At 60.6% G+C, this 14,611-nt stretch carries 8 protein-coding genes and 1 pseudogene; 2 read left to right on the top strand and 7 right to left on the bottom strand.

The window, feature by feature from the left end:
- Positions 1–64: 64 nt before the first annotated feature.
- Positions 65–2,653: a TonB-dependent receptor plug domain-containing protein gene (locus ISS99_RS01805; RefSeq protein ID WP_204629857.1), complete on the top strand. Its 2,589-nt coding sequence runs from the start codon at positions 65–67 to the stop codon at positions 2,651–2,653.
- 84 nt (positions 2,654–2,737) lie between these two features.
- On the opposite strand, the gene ISS99_RS01800 is transcribed toward ISS99_RS01805, so the two are convergent.
- From ISS99_RS01800 to ISS99_RS01790, 4 genes and pseudogenes are all read right to left on the bottom strand, one after another.
- A complete protein-coding gene (locus tag ISS99_RS01800) occupies positions 2,738–3,922 on the bottom strand; it encodes a putative bifunctional diguanylate cyclase/phosphodiesterase (RefSeq protein WP_425490417.1) in 1,185 nt (394 codons plus the stop codon).
- 126 nt (positions 3,923–4,048) lie between these two features.
- A pseudogene (locus ISS99_RS23720) lies at positions 4,049–4,420 on the bottom strand (GAF domain-containing protein); the annotation flags it as partial.
- 313 nt (positions 4,421–4,733) lie between these two features.
- Positions 4,734–6,812: a prolyl oligopeptidase family serine peptidase gene (locus tag ISS99_RS01795; RefSeq protein WP_204629943.1), complete on the bottom strand. Its 2,079-nt coding sequence runs from the start codon at positions 6,810–6,812 to the stop codon at positions 4,734–4,736.
- Between the two features lie 210 nt (positions 6,813–7,022).
- Positions 7,023–8,954, bottom strand: coding sequence for an esterase/lipase family protein (locus tag ISS99_RS01790; RefSeq protein ID WP_204629854.1), 1,932 nt, complete (start codon positions 8,952–8,954; stop codon positions 7,023–7,025).
- Between the two features lie 83 nt (positions 8,955–9,037).
- On the opposite strand from ISS99_RS01790, the gene ISS99_RS01785 reads away from it, so the two are divergent.
- The gene (locus tag ISS99_RS01785; protein ID WP_204629853.1) at positions 9,038–10,027 is read left to right on the top strand and encodes an Lnb N-terminal periplasmic domain-containing protein; all 990 of its coding nucleotides are present in this window, start codon (positions 9,038–9,040) and stop codon (positions 10,025–10,027) included.
- A gap of 179 nt (positions 10,028–10,206) precedes the next feature.
- Here ISS99_RS01785 and ISS99_RS01780 read toward each other — a convergent pair whose 3' ends face one another.
- The 3 genes from ISS99_RS01780 to ISS99_RS01770 form a co-directional block, all read right to left on the bottom strand.
- Positions 10,207–12,177, bottom strand: coding sequence for a M1 family aminopeptidase (locus tag ISS99_RS01780; protein WP_204629852.1), 1,971 nt, complete (start codon positions 12,175–12,177; stop codon positions 10,207–10,209).
- 314 nt (positions 12,178–12,491) lie between these two features.
- A complete protein-coding gene (locus tag ISS99_RS01775) occupies positions 12,492–12,776 on the bottom strand; it encodes a hypothetical protein (protein ID WP_204629851.1) in 285 nt (94 codons plus the stop codon).
- A 649-nt stretch (positions 12,777–13,425) separates the two neighbouring features.
- Positions 13,426–14,577: an AGE family epimerase/isomerase gene (locus ISS99_RS01770; protein ID WP_239537579.1), complete on the bottom strand. Its 1,152-nt coding sequence runs from the start codon at positions 14,575–14,577 to the stop codon at positions 13,426–13,428.
- Between the last annotated feature and the right edge of the window lie 34 nt (positions 14,578–14,611).

Raw genomic sequence — 14,611 nt, 5'->3', positions numbered from 1 at the left:
GATGCGTCCTCATCCCCCGACCTAAGGCCGGGCAGGGATGCTGTATCCAGGAACCTGCCATTCCATGTTCAAGCACAGTCTGCTTACGCTCGCCATTGCATCGACCCTGGCAGTTCCCGCGCTGCGGGCCCAGGATGCCGACAAAGCCAACGCCACCCAGCTCGAGGCGGTCACGGTGACCGGCTCCAACATCAAGACCACCGATCTGGAAGGGCCCAATCCGGTGCAAGTGATCACCGCGGCGCAAATCCAGGCCAGCGGCAAAACCACCTTGCCGGATTTCCTTCGCTCCATTTCCGCCAATACCGGCAACAGCGTCAACGAGCAGCTTACCGGCAGCTTTTCGGCCGGCACGGCTGGCATTTCACTGCGCGGCCTGGGGCAGCAAAACACGCTGGTGTTGGTCGACGGCAAGCGCGTCTCCAACTACGCCACGGCCTACAACCTGCAGGAAACCTTTGTCGATCTCAATTCGCTGCCGCTTGCCGCGGTCGAGCGGATCGAGGTGCTGAAAGACGGCGCTTCGGCAGTCTATGGATCGGATGCCATTGCCGGCGTGGTCAACATCATCCTCAAGCAGAATTATCAGGGCGCCGAGGCCGGCGTCAGTTACGGCGGCAGCACCGAGGGTACCGGCCAGACGGAGCACGACTTCCACATTTTGCTCGGCCACGGCGACATCAAGAAAGACGGCTACAACGTGTTTTTCGCGCTGGATGGTACACGCAGCAATCAGTTGAGCCAGGACGACGTCAGCTGGCTGCGCAACAGCGATTTTCGCAATCAGCCCGGCGGCACGCTCGCGTGGGTGCCGACCAACTATTACAACAACGATCCGACGCAAGGGTTTGCCAATGCGGTCGGTCCGGTGCAGCGGGTGCCTTATGGCGCCATCACGCCGGGCATGGCCGGAACGGTATGGGCCTATAACCCGGCGCAATACACGACCCTGATTCCGGGCATCGAGCGGTATCACGCCGTGCTCAAGGGAACGCTGAAGCTCACCGACAGCATCCAGGCCTACGCCGAAGCCATCTACAGCCGCAGCAATGCCTCTTTCATCTTTGGGCCGCCATTGGCGATAGGCAGTGGCCTGCGCTCGTGGAACAACGCTACGCAGCAGTTGGTGAATATCGATACCACGTTGCCGGTAGGTAACCCCGCCAACCCGTACAGTGTGCCGACGCCGGTGAATACCAATCTGTGGCAGCTGGGTCAGCGCAACAAGCGCGACCACACCCAGTTCAATCGCGTGCTCGCCGGTCTGCAAGGGCATGACGGCGGTTGGGATTGGGATATATCCGTGGAGCACTCGGAAAGCCAGCTCGACGAGAACGTCACCAATTTCGGCAACCGCTATGCGTTCCAGTCGTTGCTGGCCGATGGCGGTTACGATCTCGCATCCGACGACAATCCCGCGTCGGCGACCGATGCGTTGCGCATTGCCACGCAACGTCCCGCCAGCAGCACGCTGTCCTCTTTGGATGCCACGGCCACCCGGTCATTGTTCGATCTGCCGGCTGGCACGGTCGGTTTTGCCACTGGCTATCAGTTCCGCAACGAATCGATGAATTCTCAGACCTCCGCCCAGGTACTTTCGGGTACCGAGCTGCGGCCGGCCATCGACATCATCGACGGTTCGCGCAACGTGCAAGCGGCCTATGCGGAATTCAACGTTCCCATCCTCAGCACGCTGGAGGCCGATGTCGCCGGGCGCGTGGATCACTACAGCGATTTCGGCAAGGCCTTCGCACCGAAATTCAGCCTGCGCTACCAGCCATTGGACTGGTTGCTGTTGCGCGGCTCGTTTTCGCGCGGCTTTCGCGCGCCGTCGTTGCCGGAAATCACACACAGTACGGCGGTGGCATACAACGCGGTGATCGATCCGTACGATCCCATCACGCCCGGTCAGCCACGCGGGTTTACCGAAGTGTATGCCGCCAATCCGAACCTGCGGCCAGAGCGCTCCAGAAACTTGAATGCCGGCTTTGTCGTTTCCCCGACGGCCAATACCAGCTTCGGCGTGGATTACTACCACATCGTGCAAAACGGCATCATCGCGCCGGATAACGAGCAGCAGATGGTCGACGACAAGGATCCGCGCGTCATCCGAAACGCGCAGGGCCAGATCATCACCCTGTACAACCAGTACATCAACCAGCAAAGCCTGACCACCGACGGTGCTGATATCGACCTCAAGCACGTGGTGCACACCCAGCAGTTCGGCAGCTTCACACTGGACGGCAGTTGGACCCGGTTGTTCAAGTACAGCCAGCCATTGGGCGCCGGCCAGGCGCCGGTCAACAGTGCCGGCACGAACATCTTCGGCTCGCTGCCGCATTGGCGCGGCACTACCGGTTTGAACTGGGCGCTGGCGGATTTTTCCAGCACGCTGACCTGGTATTACGTCGGCGGATATCGTCAGAACCCGGCCAATCTGTTGACGCCGCAGTGGCCGACCGAGGTGAAGAGCTGGAGCACCTTCGATCTCTCCGTTGCCTATTCCGGCATTCGGCACACGACGATCACGCTGGCGGTACAGAATCTGCAAAACCGCCGGCCGCCGTGGGACCCTTCCAACACGTATTACGACCTGACCCAGGCCGATCCGCGCGGCCGCTTTGTCAACCTTGGCGTGAACTACAAGTTCTAGCGGAGCGTGTGCCGTGGGCCGAGTCGGATGGTGCGCACTCGGTCCACGGCATTCCCGACGGTTGTCGGATGTGCCAGGCGACGGTCAGGAATACTCCATCAATTTGCTGAACGAATCGGGCCGCCCGGTGAGATAGCCCTGCATGAGATCGCATCCCAGCGCCAGCAACTGCTCGCGTTGCGCTACTTGCTCGACGCCTTCGGCAGTGACCGTCATGCCCAAGGCATGGGCCAGGCTGATGATCGCCGCCACGATATTCCGGTCCCGGTCGCTGGTATCGATGGATTGCACGAATTCGCGGTCGATTTTCAGCGTTTTCACCGGCAGACGGCGCAGGTAGTTGAACGAGGAAAAGCCGACGCCGAAATCGTCGATGGCGCAGGTGACACCGGTTTTGTGGATGTCGTTCAAGGTGGCGCTGGCGCGCTGCAAGTCCTCGATCAGGCTGCTTTCAGTGATCTCCAGCTCCAGGTCGCCAGCTTCCAGCTTGGCGCTGGCCATCACGTCGCGCAGAAACTCGGTGAATTCCGGGTCGCGCAATTGTTTGCCGGAAATATTGATGGAGATGGGTACGATCGAGCGGCCCTGTTCCTTCAATGCCATCAGATCCTGCACGACCTCGTGCAGCACGAAGGCGCCGATCCGCACGATCAAGCCGGATTCCTCGGCAATGGGAATGAAATCCGTCGGCGGCACGTCGCCAAGAGTAGGGTCGGCCCAGCGCAGCAGTGCTTCGGCGCGCACCAGCCGGCCGGTCGCCACCTCCACGATGGGTTGGTAGACCAGGTAAAAGCGCTCGTGGACGATTCCTTCGCGCAAGCGCTCGAGAATGTCGTCCTTGAATTGCGTCGGCGTTTTCCCCGCGGAGGAATAAACGCCGACATTGAGCAATTTGTCGGTGCTGGTATGCGGCGGCATGACCTTGTTGGCCAGCTGCAGCAGTCCGCGGGGCGAATGACCATCCTGGGGAAATGTGCTTACGCCCAGGCATACCGTGGCGTAGCGGCCGTGGTGCGGCGATTCAAAGGATGCGTAGAAGACTTTTTCCAGATCCGAAAGCAGCGCCGTGGTGGCGACGGGCGGAACGCCTTGGCGAAATGCGATGAATTGATCGTTACGCCACACGCCGAACGTGACATCGAGCGGAAGCGCCTTGAGGCAACGCTCCAGCTCCCTGCGCAAGGTGGCGTCGTCGATCTGCATCGAGGAGGCTAGTTCGAACGGCCTGACCTTTCCCAGCGCAATCACCAGCGGCTCACCCTTGCTCATCAGTTCGGCGAGCTGATCGTAGACATCTTTGCGCCCCGGAACCGGTGCACTCACGCCGTGGCTCTTGTCTTTCTCGATTTCGCTGAGCAGTTGCCCTACCAGGTTTTTCTGGCGGATTTCCGATTCCACCAAGCGCGCAAGACGCAGCAATTGTCGGCGCTCGGATTCGGTAAGCACTCTTGCTTTGCGGTCGATCACACACAGCGTGCCGAGCGGCTGACCGCGCGGACTGCGGATCACGGCACCCGCGTAGAATCTTATGTGCGGCTCGCCGGTGACCATGGGATTGTCGGCAAAGCGAGGATCGGTGCTGGCGTCTTCGACCACCAACATTTCTTCCTCTTTAATGGCTTCGGTGCACAAGGAAATATCCCTGGGCGTTTCCGCGACATCCAGGCCGACGCACGACTTGAACCATTGCCTGTGCAGATCCAGCAATGAGATCAATGCAATCGGCGTATCCAATGACTTGGCGGCCAATTGCGTAATGACTTCGAATTGCTCTTCACGTGGTGAATCGAGCAGATTGAGAGATTTGAGATCCGTCAGGCGCTTCTGTTCTCTGGCGGGCGGACCATCGTGATTGATCGCATTCACGTGCAACCTCGGACGAAGGTTAGGTTGTTGACCAACGAACGTGCGGGAGTGCCAGGCCAGGGGCGGCTGTTTCTTGCGACGCCAAGCGTACCTGCGCATGCGCAGGAATGGCACGTCGGTCATGATGGCCCGTCAAAAGTCGTCGTAGCGTGAGACCGCCCCGGGCATGGGGCGGCCGTCTCTTAATAATTGATTTTAAATAAATTTATGGCCGTTACTTGAGCGCATCCCAAAGAAAATCGTAAGTCAGCGCGTAGCGGAAAGCCGCCTGACGGTAGTCCGCCATGCCGCTGTGCCCGCCTTCGGTGTTTTCGTAGAACCACACCTTTTTCACGCCCATGCCCTGCATCTTCGCCGCCATCTTGCGCGCCTGCACGGGACCGACGCGGTCGTCGCTGGTGGCGGTATAGAACAGCACCGCGGGGTAATGGGTGCCGCTTTTCAGATTGTGATAAGGCGAAAAGGTTTTAATGAAAGCCCATTGCCTGGGGTCATCCGGATCGCCGTATTCGGCTACCCAGGAAGCGCCGGCCGCAAGATGCGTGTAGCGCTTCATGTCCAGTAGCGGCATGCCGCAGACGATCGCGCCGAACAGTTGCGGATACTGGGTAAGCATGTTGCCGACCAGCAAACCACCCTTGCTGTCGCCCTGCGCGCCCAGGTGTTGCGCTGAGGTAACGCCACGGGCGATCAGGTCTTGCGCAACGGCGGCAAAGTCCTGGTAGATGAGCGGTGTATTGGCCTGCATCGCACCGAGATGCCATTGCGGGCCGTATTCGCCGCCGCCACGGATATTGGCGAGCACATACACGCCGCCGCGCTCCAGCCAGCCGCGGCCGAGGCCTCCGCTGTAGGAGGGCAGCATCGATATTTCGAAGCCGCCGTAGCCGTAGAGCAGCGTGCGATTGCTGCCGTCCAGCTTCATGCCCTTGGGGTCGACCTCGAAGTAGGGAATGCGCGTGCCATCTTTCGACGTGGCAAAGTGCTGGCTGACATTGAATGCGGACGCATCGAAGTAAGCCGGCGCCTGTTTGAGAATTTCCGGTGCACCCTGGCCAATCACGCCCCGTGCGAATGACGTGGGATGCAGAAAACCATTGACCGTGAGCCAATACTCATCGTCGTGCTCGGGATCGCCGCCGGATACGTCGATGCTGCTGAAGCTTGGGGCACCGGCCAGGGACTGATGCAGCCACTGGCCATCGGCCTGCGGCGTCACGATCTCGAGCCGGCTCTTTACGTCGTCCAATACATTGAGAATGAGGTGGTGGCGGGTCCAGCTGTAGCCGGAAAGTGCACTGTGTGCACTGGGGGAAAACAGCGTGGTGAAATCCCGCTTGCCCGCCATGAAGTCGTCGAACTTGATGGCAAGCAGGGCGCCCGGCGGATACGTCTTGCCGCCCGTGGTCCACGCCGTGCGAAGTTGAACCAATAGCCATTGGCGAAACGTGGAAGGCAGGGCGTCGCCGGGCACGTCGATGTGGATGCGCTTGCCGTTTTCCAGCAGGTAGCTGTCGGTGTGAAAGAAATCCCGGTAGACCGAGGCGATGTCGCGCTCGTAGCCCGGTGTCGGATCGTGGTTGGCCGAGGCCGACAGATCCTTCGTTCCCGCTTCGAAGACCGTGGTGGCTGCTGAAAGCGGCGTGCCACGCGTCCATCGCTTGACGATGCGCGGGTAGCCGGAATCGGTGAGCGAGCCCGGCCCGAAGTCCGTGCTTACGTACAGATGGTTTTCGTCAATCCAGCCGACAGTGCTCTTTGCGGCAGGCAGCGCGAAGCCGCCTTCGACGAAGGAGCGACTGGGCACGTCGAATTCGCGTACCGCCACCGCATCGCCGCCGTCGGGAGAAAAGCTGATCAGGCAGCGCTTGAAGGCCGGTTCGAGGCATTCGGCGCCCTTGAACACCGCGTGGCTGTTCTGCGCTTTGTTGAGGGCGTCGACGTCCAGCAACAGCTCCCAATGGGGCTGGGTATTGCGATATTCGGCCAGGGTCGTACGGCGCCAGATGCCGCGTGGGTGGGCCTTGTCCTGCCAGAAGTTATACAGGTAGCTGCCTTGCCGATAGACGTAGGGAATGTGTGCATCGGAACCGTATACACCAAGCAGCCGATCGCGAGTGCCGGCGAATTCAGGGGTGCTCGCGAACTGCTTTTGCGTCGAGGCATTTTGCGCACGTACCCAAGCCATGGCGTGGGGGCTGCGCACATCCTCAAGCCACAGATAGGGGTCGGCATTCGACGTGGACGTTCCTGCCGGCGATACGTCGCCCGCATGGCTTGCCGTGGCGCCCATGGCAAAAAAAGCCAGTGCAAACCCGATGGTCGTTTTCAGATGCACGCGTACACTCCCCGTAATTTCGTGATGAGTCATTGATTGCCAAAGACGCGAAAGCTTTCCCCACGCCTAGCATCCGGAAAGAGAAGTCGGTGTGTCTTGAGTATTTGAAACGTTACACGTGCAGAAATGGGCACAACCGCTTCTCCATCGCCACGCGCATGGAACTTACGGTGTGGAAAGCGGTGCGGGGCAGGGCGTGGATGGTCCGTTTTCCGATTGAAGGCAATGCAGTGCGGCGGCATGCACGCGCAGGATGCGGCGCAGTTCGATGATTGCCTGCGGGGTCTCCTGCACATCGTGCCAGGAGGGCACGGCCAGTTCGGAATCGGCGCCATCCAGGTGTGAACTGGCATAGGGCACGACGCCATCGTCGGAATCGGTCAGCGGTCCCTTCGATTTATAAGTTCCGACGATGGTGTGGTAATGCACCGCGGGCGAAATCGGCAAGGTGCTCGACGCGCGGATGAACGGGTCGGTATCGCTGAGGTTGTCGATGCTGTTGGGCAGGCGTGCCGGCGTGCCCGGCGCGGTGTTCTTGCCTTGCATGGCATCGGTGATGTTCTTGCCTTCTTCCAGCAGCGTCAGCGGCAGGCGGATCAGGCCGCCGATCCAGCGCGCCAGCTTCCAGCGTGCCACCGGCGTACCGCGATGCGGTGCGGCGAGAAATACCGCGCGCGTCACCTGAGGCATCGGCGAAAACTGCAGGTACGGCGCCAGTCGCTGCCGCAGTCGCTGCTTGTCGGCCTCGGAAAGGCCCTGGCGTTCGGGAACGACGCCCCACAGCTTGTCGCCGCTGGAAGACACCAGCAGCCGTGCGATCACGCCGCCCATGCTGTGGCCGATCAGCACGATGTGGTTGGAAGCGACGGCCTTGCCGGAGGGATCGAAGTGATGCAGCGTGTCGTCCAATGCACGGCGGATCTGCGCGAGGTTCACCGCCACCGGAACGTTGGTCGGGTAATACACCTCCCACACCTGGTAGGTGCGGCGCAGTTGCTGGTCGCCCATGACTTCGTTGACGACGTTGATCCATGCCTCCGGGCTGCTGGCCAGGCCGTGCAGCATGATCACCGTGAGGCGATTGGGGTCGTACGGCTGCATCAGCAGCACTTCGGGCTTGGTCAGGCCGCCGCGTCCAAGCAGCGAGCGGATCGATTGCTGCGCAAACCCCGAGCGCGCCAGCCACACGCCATACGGTGCGGTGAAATTGGCAGCCAGCGGAATGCTCTGGCCATCGAGCTGGATGCTGTTTTCCAGGTACGGGTTCTTGGCGGACAAGTGCACGTCGCTGGTGTCGAGTACCTGCGCCAGGGAGTCGCCGGGGAACTCCAGCACCGCGGTGAGCGGTACGTAGTAGGGTTCGCGCCAAGGCTGACCGGTATCGGCCGGCACCGCACCCACGGCAACAAATTCAGAGCCAAAACCATCGCGCCGGTAGATGTTGCGCAAACCGCTAAAGCGCAGCCCTTCGGCCGGCAGCAGTTCTTTCGGAACGTAGTCGCCCGAGCCCAGGTAGACGTCGGTGCTGGGTTTGAACACGTTCCAGCCGGCTACAGGCACGCTGGTCCAGTTCGTGCCCAGCTGCGGCAATCGCTGAAAAAAGCCGCCAACCGCCCGCTGCACGGCGTAGTTATAGAAATCCAGCACCTGTGACTGACGGGTTTCGAACGCGCGCTCGCCCGGCTGGCGGTGGGTGTAGAACAGATAGGCGTAGGCGTAGCGGGCCGATTGCAGATAATCGTCCAGCGCCGCGTCGCTCAGGACCTTGCCCTTATCGCTCTGCTGCAAGCCATAGGCGAGCCACAATTCCGACAAGGCGGACAGGCGTCGTTCGTCGTCCAGGCCGTCGGAGTAGAGCAGGGTATGGGTGCAGCGGGGGAAATTGGCTGCGCAGTCGTCGCGGCTGAGCGCCACCACATTGAGGGTCTGCAGGGTGCTGTCGCTGAGCGTGCGGGTGCTCAAGACATCGCTGCGGCGCTGGGCCGCGTATTGCTTGGGTGTGATCTGCTTGATGCCGACCATGCTGCAAGCGGAAGCCAGCAAGCCTGTTGCCAGCACGACGACGCGTAGAATCCCTGTTGGCGTACGGCGCTTCATCGATTCTTCTCTGGCAAGAAAGCGGGCTAAGCGATCGTTGTCGTCCTATTATCCATACCGTGACGGTTCTGGGGAGATGCCCGATGCTGCTGCGATGGATGCTGGGTGCGCTGATCGTGCTGGTCGTGGTGCTGTCCGGTGGCTGGGGTGCGCTGGCACTGTGGTATCAGTTTCCCGGCAACGCCGTGGCTCGTGGAGTGGCGGGCGTGCTGTGGGCGCTGGTGGCGTTGGTGGCCCTGGTGTGGACCCTGTCCAGAGGTACCGGCCTGCCGGTCGCCGTGTATGCCCTGGCTTTTTTGTTGTTGCTGGCGTGGTGGAGCACGATCGCGCCATCCAGTCAGCGCGACTGGGCCGATGACGTAGCGAAGTTGTTGACTGGCAGCGTCGATGGCAATCGGGTGACCTTGTACAACGTACGCCATTTCAACTGGCGGTCCGACGACGACTACGACGCACGCTGGGAAACGCGAACCTACGATCTGGATCACCTGGCCTCGGCTGACCTGATTCTCTCCTCGTGGGGTGTGCCGGGCATCGTGCATGCCTTGTTGTCGTTCGGCTTCGACGATGGCTCCCACGTGGTGTTTTCGGTCGAGATACGCAAGAAGAAGAACCAGTCCTTCACGCCCCTGGGTGGCTTCTTCAAAGACTACGAACGCGCTATCGTCGCCGCCGACGAGGACGATGTGATCCGCGTGCGCACCAATGTACGCGGCGAAACCGATCATCTCTACCGACTGCAAATGAACAAGCCGGCGATGCACGCCTTGTTTCTGTCTTATGTGAAAGAGGCCAACGAATTGGCGGTGCAGCCCGCCTTCTACAACACGGTGACGTCGAACTGCGTCACCATCGTGTATGGCATGGCCAAGCAGATCGACCCTGGTTTGCCTTATGACTATCGCCTGCTGCTTACGGCGTATCTGCCGGGCTATCTCTACGGAGTTGGTGCGCTGGACAAGCGCTATCCGTTGCAGGTTCTTACCGAGCAGGGAGATATCACCGCGCGTGCTCGCGCGGTAAGGCCGGGAGAGGATTTTTCGACGGCCATTCGCACGCCGCCGGAGCCGTAGATCCTAGGGCGGATTACCCTGGACTTGATCCGAGGTAATCCAACATGCCACGCGACATCGTTGGGTTACGCTGCGCTAACCCAGTCTACGCTGTCATGCCAAAGTGGCAGGATTTCGCAAGATTGGCCCCTCACCCCAACCCTCTCCCCGGAGGGGAGAGGGAGCAAGGCGGAAGCGAATTACTTCACCGTAAAGGTGTTATTGCTCCGATCCACATCCGGAATCGCGTGCTGCGGATCGATGGTGGCGGACTTCACCGGCTTGTTGCCGTCCACGCGAATCACGTAGCTGCGATGCTGCATCCAGGTTTCCACCGGCACGCGAAGATCCTGCTTGCTGCCATCGGTGTAGACCACTTCCAGGGTCGACGGCATCACCAGCTTGTCGAGATTGGCCACCGTCACCTGCGCGCCCTTGTGCCAGTCGCCGTCCACCGGCGCGACATTCTGCACGGCCAGATCCAGCTTCCAGTTGTGCTCGTACCAGCCGCGCCAGAACCAGCCCAGGTCTTCGCCGGTTTCGCTTTCCATGAAGCGGAAGAAATCCGAGGGGCTGGGATGCTTGTAAGCCCAGGTCTGGATGTATTGGCGGAACGCGGGATCGAAACGTTCGGGGCCAAGAATCTGTTCGCGCAGCAACACCAGGCCAAAGGCGGATTTGAAGTATGTCACCGGATGGCGGTACTTCTCCTGGATCGCGTCGGCGCGCGTGAGCAGCGACGGTGCATTCGGATCCATCAGCACCTTGACGATCTCGTCGGCCGGATTGCCGCCGCCGGGCGCGTATTCCGGATCACGCTTGGGCGCGTATTCGCCGTGGTTGAAGTGGTCCGCTTCATACACGTCGATAAACGTGTTGAAGCCTTCATCCATCCACGCATTGCGGCGCTCGTCGGTGCCCACGATCATCGGGAACCAGGTGTGGCCGATTTCGTGCGCAATCAGCGCATGCAAATCGCTGCCCTTGGCTTCCTTCGAGTCGAAGGTGATGCTCGGGTACTCCATGCCGCCGGCCGATCCCGCTTCGTTGATGGCGACCGGGTAGGGGTAGGGATACCACTGCTTGGAGAAATACTCCGTCGAAGCTTTGACGTATTCGGTAGCACGGCCCCAGGCTTCCTTGCCGGCGCTTTCCACCGGATAGGCGGATTCGGCCAGCGCCGTCTTGCCATTGGGCAGGTTAATCCGCGCGGCATCCCAGATATATGCCTTGGATGCGCCGAACACGGCGTCGCGGCTGTTCTGGATGCGGAAATGCCAGGTAAGCGTACCGCTCTGCTTGGGACGGCTGCTGGGGTCGTTCACCTCGGCGGCCGAACGGATCATCACCGTTGCATCGCTGTGGCGCGCCTGCTCCAGGCGCTGCTGTTCGGTCTTGGTCAGCACATCCTGCGGATTGAGCAGCTCGCCCGCGCCCACCACGATCATGTCCCACGGCACGGTGACCGAATAGTCGTAATCGCCGTACTCGAGATAGAACTCGTTGTTGAGGTAAGGATCGGTATTCCAGCCGCGCAGGTCGTCGTACACGCACATGCGCGGATACCACTGCGCGATCTCGAAGATGTCGCCGTTCTTGGTCGGGTTGACGTCGGTGCGGCCGCCGAATTCGCCGGGCACGGTATAGCTGTAGCTGATGTGCAGACGCAGCTTGCCGTCGCGCGCCTTCAGTGACTGCGGCAGACGCACCTGCATGCGTGTATCAGAGATCACCCAATCGGCTTTCTGTAACGTTCCGTCGGCACTTTCCACAGCGACCGAGGCGATGTGTTCGCCGTCAGTGAACTCAGTGGGGAACTTGCCGTCGTCGAAGGCGCCGCGGGCGTCCTTCAGGTAACGATTCTGTTCCACCTGCAGCCACAGCACGTCCAGATCGTTCGGGCTGCGGTTGGTATAGGTGATGACTTCATCCCCCGTCAGCTTGCGGGTAGCCGGGTCCAGCGCGGCCTTGATCTGATAATCGGCACGGTTCTGCCAGAACAGCGGCCCGGGTTGTCCGTCGGCGGAGCGGTAAGCGTTGGCCGGCTGCGGATAGACGTACGGGGCAAACGTTTCCAGCGGGTTGTAGCCGGACGACTGCGCATCGGCGGCGCTCGCAGAAACGGATAGGGCGGCGAGCACGGCGCCGCAAAGCGTCGGGATGATTTTCATGTAGGGCCCTGTAGCGGTGGGGAGTGGCTCGCCATCCCTGGCAACCGTCCGACAATACTGCAAGCTCGCAAAATGGCGCTAGTGCGAGAGGATGGGTCTGGATAAGTCGAGCCACACTTGGCTTTCGCCGGTGCCAGCAGGCATGGAGAAACAGCCTTCCTTTTGCGTTTAAGTGATGACTTACATGCCGCGTAAGTGGTGGCGCCTTTTTCTTAAAAGTGGCTATTTACGTGGTTTTAGTTGTTGTGTTGCCCGCTCAACGGCTTTGCTTTTGGCGCGATTCCGAGGAAATACACGTCGCTATGGCTAGGTCTTTATTTTTGTATTCGATTCCCGCCCGTCATGATCCGCAACTCCGCCTGCGCGACGCACCGCCGGCCCATCTCCACCAATAGCGCGATGCCATTCAATGCCGAACAAAGTCGGTCGCTGTTGGGGATGTCATCTTCGCTCATGACGTCGCTCATCGTTTGGGCGATGCCGTGGGCGCTGTCGAGGAAAATCTGGGCGTCCATGAGCAAGCCGTGGCGGCTGACTTGAGGGTCGACGAGGTATTGGGCGTGCAGGGCAATCCATTGATCGCGTGAGTGGGTGCTCATGGTGGGCTCCATTCCATGTTGGGGATGGCCGCCACGATCAGGATGGGTGGCGGACGCGCCAGGGTAGGAAACTGAGTTCAACGAATTCAGCCAAGCTTGCGCTTGCCCGACACGTCCGCCATAGGCGAACTTGGACACACAAAAGCGCCTTGCGGCGCCCTGTGCGCGTTGAACATCGGGTTCCTACACCCGGCCGCTGTTTTAGCAGCGACATATCAACGCTAAAACCCGATCCTCTTGGCGTCAACGCAAAAGCGCTTCAGTCGCGCTGTGCATCCGTGTAGGTATTTTGCCTTACGTATGTCAGCGTTGGGCGATGGGGGCTTTTTTTCGTTGTAATTCGGGTGTCGGAATTTTGCGTGTTCGGTGACATGTTGGGTGGTTAGTCGAGCTGAATGGCGGCACTGCTCTGTTTCGGCAAAGCGCAGTGATGTGGGTGGGGCGAAAGTCGCTGGACCCCGGCCTTCGCCGGGGTGACGGTGGTTTTAAGGGTGATGGTGGTTTTGTTGGGCGTGCTCGGTGCAGGGTGGCTCGGCTTCGTCGGATGTGTGGAGAGTGCTACATCGCGTTTTGGTGCGGATGATTCGCCCAATAAAAAAGGCGGAAGCGATCACTCGCTTCCGCCTTTTTTATTAACGCGCCTATCGAATCAGGGCTTGCCACCATCCCGGATCAGCGCCATCACTTCATAACAGGCGCCCATGGTGTGGTAGTCCACTTTGCCGGCGGGGCTTTTTTCGTCGTCGTACTTTTTATTGTCCTGGGTGAGGATGCGATACCAGGCGCCGTACTGGTGATCGATGAAATGTTCCCAGGAGTAGGCCCAGAGCTTTTCGTACCACTGGTCGTATTTCGCATCGCCGGTGCGTGCGTGCAGCAGGGCGGCGGCGGCCAGCGATTCGGCTTGCACCCAGAAATACTTGTCGCCGTCGCAAACGCTGCCATCGGGTGCGAAGCCGTAGCAGATGCCGCCGTTGACCGGGTCCCAGGCGCGAGCGAGGGCAGTGTCGAACAGATGTTGTGCGGTGGGTACCAGCCACTTTTCTTCGCGGTTGCGTTCCAGCAGCAGCGATTCGAGGATCAGCAGCAGCTTGGCCCACTCGGTCTGGTGGCCGGGCTGAAAGCCCCAGGGGCGGAACAGGTGCTTGGGATTGTCGCGGTTGTAATCCCAGTCGATGGTCCAGTCGATTTTGTAGTGTTCCCACACCAGGCCGTCGGCGAGCTTGGCCTGGCGCTGGGTCATGGTTTGGGCGAGCGTAAGGGCACGCTCCAGGTAGCGCGGCTCGTCGCTGGCCTGGTATGCGGCGAGCATCGCCTCGCACATGTGCATGTTGGCGTTCTGGCCGCGGTAGCTGGTGAATTGCCACTGATCGTTGGCTTCGTCGCGATAAAGCTGCGCGTCGGCGTCCCAGTAGTGCTTTTCCAGCAGATTCCAGGTTTCGTCCATCCACGCCTTGGCTTCGTGGATGCCCGCTTTCACTGCCGTGGAATAGGCCAGCAAGACGAAGGCCACGCCGTAGGCGTGATACATGGTGTCTTCCGGCTTGCCGTCGCGGATGGTCCAGGCGTAGCCGCCGGTGTGCGGATTGCGATGCACGTCGCGCAGGTAGCGCAGGCCGTGATGTGTAGCCTTGAGGTAGTCCTCGTGGCCGAACTCGATCGACGCCATCGCGTAGTTGAAGACGAAGCGCGTGCTGCTCACCAGGTGGCGATGGCTGGTGTCGTAGATGGTGCCGTCATCGCGGTAGTAATGAAAAAAGCCGCCGGCCGGGTCGATGCAGTGCGGGTGGTAGAACGCCATGGTCTTGGCGATGTGCTCGCGCAGGAATTTCTCG

This window comes from Dyella mobilis, assembly GCF_016904945.1.
Lineage (GTDB): Bacteria > Pseudomonadota > Gammaproteobacteria > Xanthomonadales > Rhodanobacteraceae > Dyella_B > Dyella_B mobilis.
This window is presented reverse-complemented; position numbering and strand designations above follow the sequence as displayed.

Excerpts from the sequence above, each read along its gene's own strand:
- ISS99_RS01790 (WP_204629854.1), bottom strand. The coding sequence starts at position 8,954 with ATGAAGCGCCGTACGCCAACAGGGATTCTACGCGTCGTCGTGCTGGCA.
- ISS99_RS01785 (WP_204629853.1), top strand. The coding sequence starts at position 9,038 with ATGCTGCTGCGATGGATGCTGGGTGCGCTGATCGTGCTGGTCGTGGTG.
- ISS99_RS01795 (WP_204629943.1), bottom strand. The coding sequence starts at position 6,812 with ATGGGCGCCACGGCAAGCCATGCGGGCGACGTATCGCCGGCAGGAACG.
- ISS99_RS01805 (WP_204629857.1), top strand. The coding sequence starts at position 65 with ATGTTCAAGCACAGTCTGCTTACGCTCGCCATTGCATCGACCCTGGCA.
- ISS99_RS01770 (WP_239537579.1), bottom strand. The coding sequence starts at position 14,577 with ATGGCGTTCTACCACCCGCACTGCATCGACCCGGCCGGCGGCTTTTTT.
- ISS99_RS01800 (WP_425490417.1), bottom strand. The coding sequence starts at position 3,922 with ATGAGCAAGGGTGAGCCGCTGGTGATTGCGCTGGGAAAGGTCAGGCCG.
- ISS99_RS01780 (WP_204629852.1), bottom strand. The coding sequence starts at position 12,177 with ATGAAAATCATCCCGACGCTTTGCGGCGCCGTGCTCGCCGCCCTATCC.
- ISS99_RS01775 (WP_204629851.1), bottom strand. The coding sequence starts at position 12,776 with ATGAGCACCCACTCACGCGATCAATGGATTGCCCTGCACGCCCAATAC.